Source organism: Thioalkalivibrio sp. AKL19 (genome assembly GCF_000420165.1).
In the GTDB taxonomy this organism is placed as follows: Bacteria; Pseudomonadota; Gammaproteobacteria; order Ectothiorhodospirales; family Ectothiorhodospiraceae; genus Thioalkalivibrio.
The window spans coordinates 180,471-196,461 of the sequence record NZ_ATUK01000010.1 but is presented as its reverse complement, the minus strand read 5'-3'; the positions used below and the strand labels follow the sequence as shown (position 1 = coordinate 196,461).

Annotated in this window: 11 protein-coding genes and 1 tRNA gene; 7 read left to right on the top strand and 5 right to left on the bottom strand. The window is 67.2% G+C overall.

What is annotated here, in order from left to right; all coding sequences use genetic code 11:
• Positions 1–94 precede the first annotated feature (94 nt).
• The 6 genes from recA to F817_RS0102845 all read left to right on the top strand — a co-directional run bounded on the left by recA (position 95) and on the right by F817_RS0102845 (position 6,394).
• Positions 95–1,141 (top strand): recombinase RecA, encoded by a 1,047-nt coding sequence (gene recA / locus F817_RS0102870; RefSeq protein ID WP_024326232.1) that lies wholly within the window; start codon positions 95–97, stop codon positions 1,139–1,141.
• Entirely contained in the window at positions 1,116–1,604 is a 489-nt protein-coding gene (locus F817_RS0102865; protein WP_024326231.1) for a regulatory protein RecX, read from the top strand. Before recA ends, F817_RS0102865 begins: the two co-directional genes overlap by 26 nt.
• A 242-nt stretch (positions 1,605–1,846) precedes the next feature.
• A complete protein-coding gene (gene alaS / locus F817_RS0102860) occupies positions 1,847–4,456 on the top strand; it encodes an alanine--tRNA ligase (RefSeq protein WP_024326230.1) in 2,610 nt (869 codons plus the stop codon).
• 184 nt (positions 4,457–4,640) lie between these two features.
• On the top strand, positions 4,641–5,885 hold the full coding sequence (locus F817_RS0102855) for an aspartate kinase (RefSeq protein WP_024326229.1): 1,245 nt from the start codon (positions 4,641–4,643) through the stop codon (positions 5,883–5,885).
• A gap of 68 nt (positions 5,886–5,953) precedes the next feature.
• Complete coding sequence (gene csrA / locus F817_RS0102850) at positions 5,954–6,208, top strand: carbon storage regulator CsrA (protein WP_024326228.1); 255 nt, start codon at positions 5,954–5,956, stop codon at positions 6,206–6,208.
• Between the two features lie 95 nt (positions 6,209–6,303).
• Positions 6,304–6,394: transfer RNA gene (locus tag F817_RS0102845), tRNA-Ser, on the top strand.
• Positions 6,395–6,845: 451 nt separating this feature from the next.
• On the opposite strand, the gene gloA is transcribed toward F817_RS0102845, so the two are convergent.
• The 5 genes from gloA to trxB form a co-directional block, all read right to left on the bottom strand.
• Positions 6,846–7,346: a lactoylglutathione lyase gene (gloA, locus tag F817_RS0102840; RefSeq protein ID WP_024326227.1), complete on the bottom strand. Its 501-nt coding sequence runs from the start codon at positions 7,344–7,346 to the stop codon at positions 6,846–6,848.
• A 453-nt stretch (positions 7,347–7,799) separates the two neighbouring features.
• Positions 7,800–8,426: a hypothetical protein gene (locus F817_RS0102835; protein WP_024326226.1), complete on the bottom strand. Its 627-nt coding sequence runs from the start codon at positions 8,424–8,426 to the stop codon at positions 7,800–7,802.
• Between the two features lie 561 nt (positions 8,427–8,987).
• Entirely contained in the window at positions 8,988–9,743 is a 756-nt protein-coding gene (aat, locus tag F817_RS0102830; protein ID WP_024326225.1) for a leucyl/phenylalanyl-tRNA--protein transferase, read from the bottom strand.
• Positions 9,744–10,091: 348 nt separating this feature from the next.
• Positions 10,092–11,336, bottom strand: coding sequence for a GNAT family N-acetyltransferase (locus F817_RS0102825; RefSeq protein WP_024326224.1), 1,245 nt, complete (start codon positions 11,334–11,336; stop codon positions 10,092–10,094).
• Between the two features lie 4 nt (positions 11,337–11,340).
• A complete protein-coding gene (gene trxB, locus F817_RS0102820) occupies positions 11,341–12,468 on the bottom strand; it encodes a thioredoxin-disulfide reductase (protein ID WP_024326223.1) in 1,128 nt (375 codons plus the stop codon).
• A gap of 523 nt (positions 12,469–12,991) precedes the next feature.
• Between trxB and F817_RS0102815 the strand changes: the two genes are divergently transcribed.
• On the top strand, positions 12,992–15,886 hold the full coding sequence (locus tag F817_RS0102815) for a ribonucleoside-diphosphate reductase subunit alpha (protein ID WP_024326222.1): 2,895 nt from the start codon (positions 12,992–12,994) through the stop codon (positions 15,884–15,886).
• Positions 15,887–15,991: the final 105 nt, after the last annotated feature.

The window sequence follows — 15,991 nt, the reverse complement described above, 5'->3', positions numbered from 1 at the left end:
AAGCGACTCGAGCGCGAACGTGTACATTAATCAGTGTTTCCCTAGGTTGGGCAACGGGTCGGAAACCATCGCTGCAAGTATCGGGAGGCATACCGTGGACGAGAATCGCAAGAAGGCCCTGACCGCCGCACTCGGGCAGATCGAACGCCAATTCGGCAAGGGCGCGGTGATGCGCATGGGCGATCAGGAGGCGGTCGACGTCCCCGCGATCTCCACGGGCTCCCTGGCGCTGGACATCGCACTCGGGATCGGCGGCGTGCCGCGCGGGCGCGTGGTCGAGGTTTACGGGCCGGAGTCCTCGGGCAAGACGACCCTGACCCTGCAGGTGGTGGCCGAGGCGCAGAAGGCGGGTGGTACCGCCGCTTTCGTCGATGCCGAGCACGCGCTGGACCCGACCTACGCCGAGAAGCTGGGCGTGAACGTCGACGACCTGCTGGTCTCGCAGCCGGATACCGGCGAGCAGGCGCTGGAGATCGCCGACATGCTGGTGCGCTCCGGCGCGGTGGATGTGGTGATCGTCGACTCCGTGGCCGCGCTGACGCCCAAGGCGGAGATCGAGGGCGAGATGGGCGACTCTCACGTCGGCCTGCAGGCCCGTCTGATGTCGCAGGCCCTGCGCAAGCTGACCGCCAACATCAAGCGTTCCAACACGCTGGTCATCTTCATCAACCAGATCCGCATGAAGATCGGCGTGATGTTCGGCAGCCCGGAGACGACCACCGGCGGCAATGCGCTCAAGTTCTACTCCTCGGTGCGCATGGACATCCGCCGCATCGGCGCGATCAAGAAGGGCGACGAGGTCATCGGCAACGAGACCCGCGTGAAGGTCGTCAAGAACAAGATGGCGCCCCCGTTCCGCGAGGCGTATTTCGAGATCCTCTACGGCGAGGGCATCTCGCGGGTCGGCGAGATCATCGAGATGGGCGTGAAGGAAGGCCTGATCGACAAGGCCGGCGCCTGGTACAGCTACAACGGCGAGCGCATCGGCCAGGGCAAGGAAAACGCCCGCCAGTACCTGAAGGACAACCCGCACATCGCCGAGGAAGTCGAAAAGACCCTGCGCGAACGCCTGCTGCCCAAGCGCAAGAAGGCCTCGGACGAGGACGTGCCGGTCGATGCCCCGGTCGAGGAGCAAGGCTGACCCGGCCGACCCCGAGGCCGCGCTGGAGGCGGGCCTGCGATTGCTGGTCCGACGCGAACACTCCGCGCTGGAGCTTTCTCGGAAGCTGGCCGAGCGCGGCTTCGAACGGGATGCGGTCGACGCCGCGCTGGAGCGCGCGCGCGAACTCGACTACCTGAGCGACACCCGCTACGCGGACTTCATGGCCCGCCACCGCACCGAACAGGGCTACGGCGAGCAGCGCATCCGCGCCGAACTCGCTCACAACGGTATCGGCAACGACACCGTCAACGCCGCCCTCGAGGCCCTGGAGATCGACTGGGTCGACCAGGCGCGCGGCCAGCTCGAACGCCACTTCCGCCACCCCCCCGAGACCCGCGACGAAGAGGCCCGCTACCTGCGCCACCTCGCCGGTCGCGGCTTCCCCGGCGGCGTCGCCCACCAGGCCCTCGCCGCCTGGAAGGACGACGCGGGCGACTCGTGACCGATGGCTTCGTCGCGCTGCTCCTCGCCATGACGCGTCAAGAGAACGTTATTGCGAGCGTAGCGAAGCAATCGCTTGACGGAACCACCTGATGCCGGTTTGGGCAGGCCCAGCCGATCGCCACGGCCCCTTCGGGGCCCGCAATGACGAGGAAGATGGCCGGAAACCGGGCCCGGCAATACGCGGGTGGGGCGCTTGCGTGATAGCATTCCGGGTTTGACCCCAACGCTCACCGGAACCGCATGAAAAGCGCCGACATTCGCCGGAGTTTCCTCGAATTCTTTGAAGGCCACGGGCACACGATCGTGCCGTCCAGCCCGCTCGTGCCGGGCAACGACCCCACGCTGCTGTTTACCAATGCGGGCATGGTGCAGTTCAAGGACGTGTTCCTGGGCCGCGAGAAGCGTCCGTACACCCGGGCGGTGTCCACGCAGCGCTGTGTGCGTGCCGGGGGCAAGCACAACGACCTCGAGAATGTCGGCTACACCGCGCGGCACCATACCTTCTTCGAGATGCTGGGCAACTTCAGCTTCGGTGACTACTTCAAGCGCGACGCGATCCACTACGCCTGGCAGTTCCTGACCGAGACCATCGGTCTGCCGTCGGAGAAGCTGTGGGTCACGGTCTACGAGACCGACGACGACGCCTACAACGTCTGGGCGAACGAGATCCAGGTGCCGGCCGAGCGCATCATCCGCATCGGCGACGACCCCGATGGCGGCTCCGACAACTTCTGGCAGATGGGCGATACCGGCCCCTGCGGGCCGTGCACCGAGGTCTTCTACGACCATGGCCCGGAGGTCGCGGGCGGCCCGCCCGGCTCCCCGGACGAGGACGGCGATCGCTACATCGAGATCTGGAACCTCGTGTTCATGCAGTACGACCGCGACGCGGACGGTACCCTGAACCCGCTGCCACGCCCGTCGGTGGATACCGGCATGGGGCTGGAGCGCCTGGCGGCCGTGCTGCAGGGCGTGCATTCCAACTACGAGATCGACCTGTTCCAGGACCTGATCGCTGGTGCTGCGCGGGTGACCGGTGCCCGCGAGAAGGACTCCGCCTCGCTGCGCGTGATCGCGGATCACATTCGCTCTATCGCCTTCCTGATTACCGATGGCGTGCTGCCGTCGAACGAGGGGCGTGGCTACGTACTGCGCCGTATCATTCGTCGCGCCGCGCGCCATGGCTTCAAGGTCGGCGCACAGGACGCCTTCCTTTACCAGATGGTCGGCGACCTGGTGCACGCGATGGGCGAGGCCTTCCCGGAGCTGGCCGAGGCACAGGCCCAGGTCGAGAAGGTACTGGAGAAGGAAGAGCGCAAGTTCCTCGAGACCCTCGACAAGGGCATGAAGATCCTCGAGGACGACCTGAGCGACCTGAAGGGCACGGTGATCCCCGGCGAGACCATCTTTCTGCTCTACGACACCTACGGGTTCCCGGTGGACCTGACCGGCGACATCGCCCGCGAGCGCGGCCTGGAGCTGGACATGGAGGGCTTCGAATCGGCCATGGCCGACCAGCGTGCCCGCGCCCGCGCGGCCAGCCACTTTTCCATGGAGGATGGCGGTCTGCCGCAGGTCGACGTCGAGACCGCGTTCTCCGGCTACGAGACCGTGGATGACGAGGGCCGTGTAGCCGCGCTGTATCAGAACGGCGCGGCGGTCGACCGTCTCGAGGTCGGCGCCGAGGGTCTGGTGGTGCTGGACCGCACGCCGTTCTACGGCGAGTCCGGTGGCCAGGTGGGCGACGTCGGCACGCTCAGCGGCTCCGGCGTGCGTTTCCAGGTCTCCGACACGCGCAAGCAGGGTGCGGCGCACATCCACGTCGGCCAGGTCCGCGCCGGCACGCTGGAGGTTGGCCAGACCCTGCAGGCTGCGGTGGAAGGCCCGCGCCGCGAGAACATCCGCCGCCATCATTCGGCGACCCATCTGCTGCACAAGGCCCTGCGTGACCAGCTGGGCGATCACGTGCAGCAGAAGGGCTCGCTGGTGGATCCGGACCGGCTGCGTTTCGACTTCACGCACATGGAACCGCTGACCGACGAACAGCTGCGCTCCATCGAGGCCCAGGTGAACGCCGAGATCCTGGCCAACGAGGCCACCGATACCCGCGTGATGGATATCGAGTCCGCGATGGAGTCCGGCGCGGTCGCGCTGTTCGGCGAGAAATACGGCGATCAGGTGCGGGTACTGAAGATCGGCACCTCGGTGGAGCTGTGTGGCGGCACGCATGTGGACCGCACCGGCGATATCGGGTTGTTCCGGATTACCTCCGAGGGCGGCGTGGCCGCCGGCATCCGGCGTATCGAGGCGGTCGCCGGCGAGGTCGCCCTGCGCTGGGTGGACCAGCAGATTGGCCATCTGGACGCGATCGCCGATCGCCTGCGCGCCGGGCGTGCCGAGGCGGCCGACAAGGTCGCGCAGCTGCAGGAACGCACCCGTGAGCTGGAAAAGCAGGTCACGCAGCTGAAGGGCAAACTGGCCAGCCAGGCTGGCGACGACCTTGGCTCGCAGGCCAGGGACGTCGATGGCATCCAGGTGCTGGCCGCGAAGGTCGAGGGCGTCGAGCCCAAGGCCCTGCGCGACATGGTCGATCAGCTCAAGCAGAAGCTCGGCAAGGCCGTGGTGGTGCTGGGCACCGCGACGGGCGAGGGCAAGGTCAGCCTGGTGGCGGGCGTGACCAAGGCGGAGACCGGCCAGTTCAAGGCGGGCGATCTGGTGGGCCATGTGGCCGCGCAGGTGGACGGCAAGGGCGGCGGTCGCCCGGACATGGCGATGGCTGGCGGCCAGAGCCCGGACAAGCTGGATGCCGCGCTGGCCTCGGTGGAGGCCTGGGTGCGCGAACGCGCCTGATTGTCCATCCCCGTCATCGCGAAGCGCGCAGCGCTGCGGCGATCTTCAAGGGTGGCCCACGCGGCAGGGCCTCGCAACGACGATGCAAATAGTGTTTAATGTTTGCTTCTTAAGTAAACGCTAATGGACGGGGCGCGCCCTGTCCGGACGGTCGCAAGGACCGGGCACGGAACGGAATCTTGAAATGGCGTTGCTGGTACTCAAATTTGGCGGCACCTCGGTAGGCTCTCCCGAACGCATCCAGGCGGTGGCGGAGCGCGCGCTGAAGTTGCGCGAGGAAGGCCATCAGCTGGTGATCGTGGTCTCCGCGATGAGCGGGGAGACCGACCGCCTGCTGGGCTTGGCGCATGCGCTGAACCCGCGCGCGGACGGCCGCGAGCTGGATGTGCTGTTGTCCACCGGGGAGCAGGTCACCATCGCGCTGCTGGCGATGGCGCTGGAGGCGCGGGGCTGCGATGCGCGGTCCTACACCGGGGCGCAGGTGACCATCCGCACCGACAGCGCCCACAACAAGGCGCGCATCCGCAGCATCGACGATGCCCGCGTGCGTGGCGATCTCGAGGCCGGGCGCGTCGTGGTCGTGGCCGGTTTCCAGGGCGTGGACGAGGAAGGCGCAATCACCACCCTCGGGCGCGGCGGCTCCGATACCACGGCGGTGGCCCTGGCCGCGGCCCTGAAGGCCGACGAATGCCGCATCTACACGGATGTCGACGGCGTCTACACCACCGATCCGCGCCTCGTGCCGACGGCCCGCCGCTTGCACAGCATCACCTTCGAGGAGATGCTGGAGATGGCGAGCCTTGGCTCCAAGGTGCTGCAGATCCGTGCGGTGGAATTTGCCGGCAAGTACAACGTCCCATTACGAGTGCTGTCCTCGTTCGAGGAAGGACCGGGGACCCTGATTACCACGGAGGAGGATGCGCAGGTGGAACAGGCGCTGGTAGCGGGTATCGCGTTCAATCAGAACGAGGCCCAGCTGACGATTCAGGGCGTCCCCGATCAGCCGGGGGTCGCGCATCGCATCCTCGGTCCGATCGCGGACGCCAATATCGAAGTGGACATGATCGTGCAGAACGTGGGCGCGGATCAGACCACCGACTTCACCTTTACGGTGCATCGCAACGACTACGACAAGGCCGTGGAGATCCTGCAGGCGGCGGCGAAGGCCCTGAATGCCCGCGAGGTCTCCGGCGATACCCACATCGTGAAGATCTCGGTGGTCGGAGTGGGTATGCGTTCGCACGCCGGCATCGCCAGCAAGATGTTCGAGGCGCTGGCGCACGAAACCATCAACATCCGGATGATCTCCACGTCGGAAATCAAGATCTCCGTGGTCGTGGATGAGAAGTACCTCGAACTTGCGGTACGTGCATTGCACGATGCGTTTGAACTCGAACAGACCCCAGTCGGTCAACAGGAGGACGGTTAAGGATGACAGACCGTAAAACGGTTACCGGACGACCGACTCCGTCCGACACAGGCACTGCGGAGAAGAGCATGCTCATTTTGACTCGGCGTGTGGGCGAGACCCTCATGATCGGCGAGGATGTGTCCGTCACCGTCCTGGGGGTCAAGGGCAATCAGGTCCGCATCGGCATCAATGCGCCCCAGGACGTCGCGGTCCATCGCGAGGAGATCTTTCAGCGCATCCAGCGCGAATCGAACGTCGCCGGTGGTGAAGGCGGCGGTGAGAACTCCGGTGGCGGTGGTACCGGGGCGGGGGGTGCTGCCGCAGGCGCACGCGACGACTGAACCTCTCGTGCGGGAATTGAAAGGCCCGGAGACCGCAATTGGTCTTCCGGGCCTTTCATTTGGCGGCTCAAGACCGTATCCTGTGCCGCGTTTCCGGAGAGTTGGCCGAGCGGTCGAAGGCGCTCCCCTGCTAAGGGAGTATGGGTCAAAAGCCCATCGAGGGTTCGAATCCCTCACTCTCCGCCAAATCCCGCGAAGGGGCCCGAGTGGCCCCTTTCGCATGTCTGGCCCCCGAGATTTCCGGGATTCGAACCCGAGATACAAGAACGATGGTTCGACCGGTGGCGCGTAGCGACACCGGAACGCCGCAGCGTAGCGAAGGCGGCCCGAAGGGCGACCGGCGCAGCCGGACGTAATCCTCACTCTCCGCCAAATCCTGCAAAGGGGCCCGAGTGGCCCCTTTCGCATGTCTGGCCCCCGGCGTTCCCAGTTTCCACTGTCATCCCGGACACCGCGCAGCGGAGATCCGGGATCTGGGCGGATAGGTGCTGTGGGCGTGCGTCATCCCGGCTCTTCGCTGCGCTACGGTCGGGATGACGCGGGCATCCTGGACGCCACGCAGGGCGGGTGCACCTGGTGGTCCCCAGTCATGCCCCAGTGGTGTGTGGAGGCAGGCGCCTGTGTATCGAGCCCTCGATCAGTTTCCCAGGCCGGTGAGGCGGGCGGGTTCGAGGATCTCGATCCAGTAGCCGTCGAGGTCCTTCACGAAGGCGATGTCCTTCAGGCCGCCCTCGTCGGGGCGCTTCACGAACTCCACGTTGTTATGGTCGAACCAGCGCACCGCGGCATCCAGGTCCGGGACCGAGAAGCAGATGTGGCCGAAGCCCTGCGGCTCCTCGTTGCCGTCGTGGTAGTGGAAGTCCGCGTCCTTCTCGGTCCCGTAGTTGTAGGTCAGCTCAAGGATGCCGCGCTGGCTGAACATCCAGCGGGTGGCCTCGCCGGCGTCCTTCGGCGGCTGCGGTTCGTCTTCGCCAAGCTGCGCGAGGAAGTAGAGCGTGAACTCGAACTCCGGGAAGTCCAGGGTCTTCACCAGCTCCATGCCGAACACGCGTTGGTAGAAGTCCAGCGCCTTCTGCGGGTCCTTCACGCGCAGCATGGTGTGGTTGAAGCGAAAGCCTGCGGTGGGATTGTCGCTCATGGTGCGTCCTTGTCTCGGCCAAAGGGGGTGTCCCGGAAGACTGGAACACAGGCGGCGAGGTTCCCTCAAGTGCGCCCGTCACGCGTTGCGCTCGGAGCGAGGGGCTCCGGCACCGCGAGTCGCACAGGTAGCGTCGCTGGCTTCAGGGAGTGCCCCGGCGCCGGTGGCTGCGTCGGGAGATCGCCACGGCGCTGCGCGCCTCGCGATGACGGGATTTGTGACGCGCCCGGCCAGTTCATTGTCCGTCACTGCGAGGAGGCGTAGCCGACGTGGCAGTCTGTTGGGGGTGCTCTCCGGCGGCGAGGCAGCGTTGGGAGATCGCTTCGCTTTGCTCGCGATGACGGGATGCTGGACTTGGGGCGCGTGCCCACGTCCAAAAGCACCGGCATCCCGGAAACCGCGCAGCGGTTATCCGGGATCTCCCGGGGCAGGTGCTGGTGTTCGTCGGTTCGGCTACTGCCGGCAGAACGGCCAGACCTGGTAGAAACGCCGGCAGCGGAACTCGGACTCGCAGCTCTGTAGCTGGGACTCGTAGCGGTCGGCGCGCTGCGCCACCTGGCGGGCCGCGGCCCGGACCTGCGGCTTGCTCTGGTAGCTGCCGCGGTTATAGCCGCCCTGGCCCTCGTGGTAGGCGAGGTAGAGGTGTTCCGAGTTGTACAACGACACGCCGGTCATGCGCCGGGTGCGGTCGTTGTACCAGCCGATGAAGTCGGTGGCGTGTTTCATGTGCGTGCGCCGCGCGGTCATGCTGCCGGCATCCTCGCGGTATTCGCCCCACACCGGGTCCTGGGCCTGGGCATAGCCGCGGGCGGACGAGGGGCGGCTCCATGGAATGAAGCCCAGCAGGCGTTCACGGTCCGGGCGGACGTGGCTGCGGAAGGAGGACTCCTGCTGGATGAACGACATCTGGGTCGCGATCGGCGTGCCCCATTCCCGCTCGGAATCACGCGCGTAGTCGTACCAGCGCGGCTGCTCGCGGAAGATCTCGCAGATGTTGCTCTGGTCATCGGGCGGGGAGGGCGCCAGCGTGGCACAGCCGGTGGTGATGGCCGCCAGTGTCAGCAGCATGCCGGCGCGCATGCCGGCGACGAGTGGCCGCCGTATCTTCCCTGATCCTGTCCCCTTCACCCGAATCTCCCGCCCGGTTCCCCAATGGCCCGCGAGTATAAAGCACCCGCCATCGAGAGCGGGGTTAAGCGAGCTCCCGACGCGTTCCCCGGGTCGGGGCACCCCCTGCAGACTGCCACGTCGGCTGCGCCTCCTCGCAGTGACGGGCAATGAACTGGCCGCGCGCGTCCATCATCCTGTCATCGCGAGGCGCACAGCGCCGTGGCGATCTCCGTCGGGGGACACCCGAATCGGCCGTCGTGCGCCGAGTCAGCGTTCATCGAATCCGGCCGCCTTTGTGGGAGTGGTCCCGCCCGAGAGGCGCCTGGGCGGATCTCCCGGTGGGAGCCTGCTTGCAGGCGAAGCCCCTGCTCGCGTCCGACTATGGCAGGGGCGTCGCCTGCAAGCAGGCTCCCACGGGGGGCGCAGGAATCGAGGGGTGCAAGGGGCGGGTCGGTATGCCACGGGTCTGGTTCGACGGGTTTGTTCGCGGTATTGCGGACGCGGGCGGCGGCTTCACCTGCGAGCAGGCTCTTACGGGACGGTGTTCCAGTCGGGGTCGAGGGCGCTCAGGGTCGGGTCGGTCCGCCACGGGCCTGGCTCGACCGGCTCGCGGGCGATGTCGCGGGTGCGGTCGATGAACGTCTGGCGGGGCAGGGTGGTGGCGCCCAGGTTGCGCAGGTGCGCGGTCTCCATCTGCACGTCGATCAGGGGCCAGCCCCAGGCGACCAGGTGGCGGCAGAGCCAGGCCAGGGCGATCTTGGAGGCGTCGCGCTCGCGCGAGAACATCGATTCGCCGCAGAACAGGCGCCCGACGCTCACCCCGTAGAGCCCGCCGATCAGGCGCGGGCCGTCCCAGACTTCCACGGAGTGTGCGTGGCCCGTGCGGTGCAGGGCGATGTAGGCGCGCTGCATGCTGGTGGTGATCCAGGTGCCGTCGGCGTAGTCGCGCGGCGCGGCGCAGGCCTCGATGACGGCCTCGAAGGCGCGATCGAAGCTGACGGTATAGCCGCGATTGCGGATGGCCTTCTTCAGGCTGCGATGCAGGCGGAAGTGCCCCGGTTCCAGCACTGCGCGCGGGTCCGGGCTCCACCACAGAATCGGCTGCCCGGCCTCGAACCAGGGGAAGATCCCGGAGCGGTAGGCGTTGAGCAGGCGCGGCACGGAGAGATCGCCCCCGGCGGCCAGCAGGCCGTTGGGCTCGACCAGGGCATGGGCCGGGTCCGGGAACGGCGCCTCCGGATGCTCCGGGTCCAGCCAGGGCAGGGTGATCTGCGGGCCGCCGTTCATGGGGCGCTTCCGTGCAAGACCCGAGATTGGAGGCGCGGGTTCTGTTGGAGCCTGCTTGCAGGCGAACGGCCTGTGGCGGAGCCCCGCGCGGGCAGGGGCTTCGCGGGCGAGCCCGCTCCCACGAAGATCGGCTCTGCGGGGCGTCCCGGGCCCCGGTGGTATGCCAGGCCCTGTAGGAGCCGAGCCCTCTCGGCGATTGCGGCATTGGGTACGCCCCATCGGCCAGAGGGCTGGCCTTCTACAGGTTGGGCCGGGCGTGCGGGGTGATGTAGGAGCGCAGCCCCCTGCGCGATCGGGCGTGAGGATGGCCCCCATCGGCCAGGGGGCTGGCCTCGTGCGACGGGTGATTCAGGTGCGTTCATCGTCGGGTTGGACCTGCCGGTAGGGCGAGTGTTCGTGCAGGCGTTCGCACTGGGCGCGCATCATCTGGGCCTCGCGCTCGCAGAAGTCGCGCACCGGCTGCTCGAAGCCCTCGGTCAGGATCAGGTGGGCGGAGTACGTGGGCGTGGGCAGGAAGCCGCGCGGGATCTTGTGCTCGCCCTGGGCACCCGGCTCGAAGCGGGCCAGCGCCTCGCGGATGCAGAACTCGATGCCCTGGTAGTAGCAGGTCTCGAAGTGCAGGTCGGCCAGGTCCTCGGTGCAGCCCCAGAAGCGCCCGTACAGGGTGTCGTGGCTGCGGTAGCAAAGCGCGGCGGCGATGGTCTCGCCGTCCCCATTCGCATCCGGGCGCTGCGCCTCGAACAGCACCACCTGGTCGCCCAGCTCCGCCGCCGTCTCCACGAAGAACGCCTCCGACAGGGTCGGGATGCCCATGTGCTTCTCGAAGGTGTCCACGTAGAAGCGGTGGAAGCGCGCCCAGTCCGCGGCCTCGCCGGTGGCCCCGGTCAGGGTGCGAAAGACGATCCCGGCCTCCTGCACGCGGCGGCGTTCGCGCTTGATGTTCTTGCGCTTCTTCGAGCTGAGCGCGCCGAGGAAGGCGTCGAAGTCCGCGTACCCCCCGTCCGGGGCGTTGGTCCAGTGGTACTGGCAGCCCATGCGCTCGGGCAGGCCCAGCTCGCGGGTCACGTCGAGATCGTCCTGGTTGGGGAACAGGATGTTCACGCCGGAGGCGTTCAGCTCGCGCCCGTGGGTGGCGAGGGCGCGCACGAGCAGGGTGCGCAGATGATCGAAGTCCGGCGCCTCCGGGTGCACCAGCAGGCGCGGGCCGGTGGCGGGGGTGTAGGGCACGGAGACGACCAGCTTGGGGTAGTAGTTGAGCCCGTGGCGGTTCCACGCCCCTTCCCAGGCGAAGTCGAACACGAACTCGCCGTAGTTGTTGGTCTTGGCGTAGGCCGGCGCCGCCGCGACCAGCGCCTCGTCGCGGAAGATCAGTACATGCTGCGGGAACCAGCCGAACTGCCGGCCCAGGCACTCGTGGCGCTCCAGGCCCTCCAGGAAGGCGTGGCGCAGGAACGGCTCGGTGCCGCCGGTCAGGGCGTCCCAGGCGGCCGGGTCCACCTCGGCCAGGCCGTCACGCAGCTCGACGCGCTCCGCCGTGTGGCCCGCGTCATCCTCCGGCGGGTCCGATGCCTGGGTGTCGCCCTCGGCGCTCACGCGATCAACCGAGCTTGTCCAGGTACTTCTCCGCGTCCAGTGCGGCCATGCAGCCGGTACCGGCGGAGGTGACCGCCTGGCGGTAGACGTGATCCATCACATCGCCGGCGGCGAAAACGCCCGGCACGCTGGTCGCGGTGGCGTTGCCCTCCAGCCCGCTTTGCACCTTGATGTAGCCGCCTTCCATGTCGAGCTGGCCCTGGAAGATGTCGGTGTTGGGCTTGTGGCCGATGGCGATGAACACGCCCATCACGTCGATGTCCTTCGTCTCGCCGCTCTGGGCGTGCTTCAGCCGCGCGCCGGTCACGCCCGTCTCGTCGCCGAGGATCTCGTCCAGGGTGTGGTTCCACTCGATGGTCACGTTGCCGTTCTTTTCCTTCTCGAACAGCTTGTCCTGCAGGATCTTCTCCGCGCGCAGCGCATCGCGCCGGTGCACCAGGGTCACCTCGGAGGCGATATTCGACAGGTACAGCGCTTCCTCGACCGCGGTGTTGCCGCCACCGATCACCGCCACCTTCTGGCCGCGGTAGAAGAAGCCGTCGCAGGTCGCACAGGCGGACACGCCCTTGCCGGCGAAGGTGGTCTCGGACTCCAGCCCCAGGTACTGGGCGGAGGCCCCGGTGCAGATGATCAGGGCATCACAGGTGTACTCGCCGGAGTCCCCGACCAGGCGGTAGGGCTTGTCCTTCAGGTGCACCGTGTGGATGTGGTCGAAGATCACCTCGGTGTCGAAGCGCTCGGCATGCTTCTGCATGCGCTGCATCAGCTCGGGGCCCTGCACGCCCTCGTTGTCGCCCGGCCAGTTGTCCACGTCGGTGGTGGTCATCAGCTGGCCGCCCTGTTCCAGCCCGGTGATCACGACCGGGTTCAGGTTGGCGCGCGCCGCGTAGACCGCGGCGGTCCAGCCGGCCGGGCCGGAGCCGAGGATCAGCAGCGGGCAATGGCGCGGTTCCTTCTCGCTGCCGCCCTTCTTTGGCTTGGACTCGGTGTCGCCGCCCAGCTGGACGGCACCGGTGGCGGCCTGCACGGCCCCGGTGGCGCTGGCCATCTTCGGGGTCTCGGCCTGGGCCTTGCCGGATTCGCTCTTGTTCTTGTCCTGCTTGGACTTCTTGTCCTTCTTGGCGTCGCTCATGGCGCTCTCCATCTCGCAATGTCGGATTTCGTGGCAGCGGCGGCGCGGCCGTCACCGCGGGTGATGCACACGATACCGGATCATCGGGCGGCGCCCGGGTTCCGTGCATCGGGTGGCGTGATCCGCAGTACGTGCCGCGCGGGCTGCCCCGGATCGGGGATCGATATGGCGGGGATTATTGGGACGCCGGACGGCTTTGTCCAACGGGGTCACGGGCACCGCGGGAACCGCGCGTGCGGGTGGCAACGGATCGGCTGTGGGTAATGGCGATTGATAAAACATTTTCATGATCGCGCCGTCCCGATGTGCCGGCCGGGCAGTCACTACATCAGCGTTTGGTGGATAACCCGGGCTGCCCGCCGGGAACGGCGGCAGGACGGGAGATCGCCGTTTTTATCCACAGCTTGCCCACGGGTTGTGCGCGGCTTGTTCTTTCGCCAGCCACTATATCTAGTGGCTATGCAGTTTCCGATCCCCGATCTATAGTACTTCACGTCCGATCCAACACCAGCGCGAGGCCGTCATGAACAGCGAACCCTACACCGCCGAAGCCCAGCAGGGCACCCAGTACCCGCCGCAGGCCGAACCGTCGGCCGAGGTCCTGGCGACCAGCCCCGGCCAGCATCAGGTGATTCGCCGCAATGGCAAGGTGACCGGCTTTGACGCCTCCAAGATCGAGGTCGCGGTGACCAAGGCCTTCCTCGCGGTGGAGGGCGGCAATGCCGCGGCCAGCCGGCGCATCCACGAGGTGTCGAAGGAAGTCGCCGGCCAGGTGGTGGACAGCCTGTTCCGCCGCGCCGGCACCCAGGGCATGACGGTCCACATCGAGGATATCCAGGACCAGGTGGAACTGGCCCTGATGCGCGGCGGCCACCACAAGGTCGCGCGGGCCTACGTGATCTACCGCGAGCAGCAGGCGCAAAAGCGCGCCGCCGAGGCCGCCGAGCAGTCCCCGGAAGAGCAGGAAGCGGCCGCCACCCTGAACGTGACCCGCGCCGACGGCACCCAGGCCCCGCTGGACGAAGAGCGCCTGCAGGCGGTGGTGGCCGAGGCCTGCGCCGGCATTGACCAGGTGGACGGCGAGAAGATCCTGACCGAGGCCCGCCGCAACCTGTTCGACGGCGTGGCCGAGAAGGACGTCTCCACCGCACTGGTGATGGCCGCGCGCGTGATGATCGAGAAGGAGCCGAACTACTCCGAGGTCACCGCGCGGTTGCTGATGGACGCGCTGCGCCGCGAGGCCCTGAGCTTCGTGCACGACCGTCCGGAAGAGGCCACCCAGGCCCAGCTGGCCGAGCGCTACGGCGAGTACTTCGGCGCCTACATCAAGCGCGCCGCCGAGCTGGAGCTGGTCGACAGCGAGCTGACCCGCTACGACCTCGAGCGCCTGGGCGCCGCGCTCAAGCCCGAGCGCGACCTGCAGTTCACCTACCTCGGCCTGCAGACCCTGTTTGATCGCTACTTCATCCATTCGGACGGCACCCGCTTCGAGCTGCCGCAGGCGTTCTTCATGCGCGTGGCGATGGGCCTGGCGATCAACGAGATCGACCGCGAGGCGCGCGCGATTGAGTTCTACAACCTGCTGAGCTCGTTCGACTTCATGAGCTCCACGCCGACCCTGTTCAACTCCGGCACCCTGCGCCCGCAGCTGTCCAGCTGCTACCTGACCAGCGTCCCGGATGACCTCGACGGCATCTACAGCGCCATCCGCGACAACGCGCTGCTGTCCAAGTTTGCCGGCGGGCTGGGCAACGACTGGACCCGCGTGCGCGGCATGGGCGCCCACATCAAGGGCACCAACGGCAAGTCGCAGGGCGTGGTCCCGTTCCTCAAGGTCGCCAACGACACCGCCGTGGCGGTGAACCAGGGCGGCAAGCGCAAGGGGGCCGTGTGCGCCTACCTCGAGACCTGGCATATCGATGTCGAGGAGTTCATCGAGCTGCGCAAGAACACCGGCGACGACCGCCGCCGCACCCACGACATGAACAGCGCCAACTGGATCCCGGACCTGTTCATGAAGCGTGTGGCCGAGGACGGTGACTGGACCCTGTTCTCCCCGAACGAGACCCCGGACCTGCACGACCTCGTCGGCACGGACTTCGAGAAGCGCTACTGCGAATACGAAGAGAAGGCCGCGCGCGGCGAGCTGCGCGTGCACAAGACCATGAAGGCCGTGGACCTGTGGCGGAAGATGCTCGGCATGCTGTTCGAGACCGGCCATCCATGGATGACCTTCAAGGACCCGTGCAACCTGCGCAGCCCGCAGCAACACACCGGCGTGGTCCACAGCTCGAACCTGTGCACCGAGATCACCCTGAACACCTCGGATGACGAGATCGCGGTGTGCAACCTGGGCTCCATCAACCTGGCCGCGCATATAGGCGACAACGGCGAGCTGGATCAGGACAAGCTCGAGCAGACCGTGAACACGGCCATGCGCATGCTCGACAACGTGATCGACTACAACTACTACTCCGTGCCGCAGGCGCGGCGCTCCAACCTGCGCCACCGCCCGGTGGGGCTGGGGATCATGGGTTTCCAGGATGCGTTGTACAAGCTGCGCATGCCGTATGCCTCCGAGGCCGCGGTGGAGTTCGCCGATACCTCCATGGAGGCGGTGTCCTACTACGCCATCAAGGCCTCGACCGATCTGGCCGAGGAGCGCGGGCGCTACGAGAGCTTCCCCGGCAGCCTGTGGAGCCAGGGCATCCTGCCGATCGATTCGGTGAACAAGCTGGCCGACTCGCGCGGCGAGTACCTGCAGATGGACACCACCCAGCGCCTGGACTGGGACACCCTGCGCAAGCGGGTGAAGAAGATCGGCATGCGCAACTCCAACACCATGGCGATCGCCCCGACGGCGACCATCTCCAACATCTGCGGGGTCAGCCAGTCGATCGAGCCGACCTACCAGAACCTGTTCGTCAAATCGAACCTGTCGGGCGAGTTCACCGTGATCAACCCGTACCTGGTGCGCGACCTGAAGGACCGCGACCTGTGGGACGAGGTCATGGTCAACGACCTCAAATACTACGACGGCTCGGTGCAGCCGCTGGACCGCGTGCCGGAGGACCTCAAGGCCCTGTACGCCACCGCGTTCGAGCTGGACACCCGCTGGCTGGTCGAGGCCGCCTCGCGCCGGCAGAAGTGGATCGACCAGGCCCAGAGCCTGAACCTGTACATGGCCGAGCCCTCCGGACCCAAGCTGGACGCCCTGTACAAGCTGGCCTGGGTACGCGGGCTGAAGACGACCTACTACCTGCGCTCCATGGGCGCGACCCACGTGGAAAAGAGCACCGTGGCCGACTCCTCGCGCGCCAACAAGCTGAACGCCGTCTCCGGCGGCCAGCAGGCGTCCGAGCCGGAAGCGCCGAAGGCGTGCTCCATCCTCGACCCGGACTGCGAGGCCTGCCAGTAAGGCGGGCCCGCGCGGGCACGCAGCGAACACGAACGACGCACTGACGACGACTCATTGAACAAGAGGCCCGGCCACCGCGCCGGGCCGCCACCGAAAGAAGAGGGG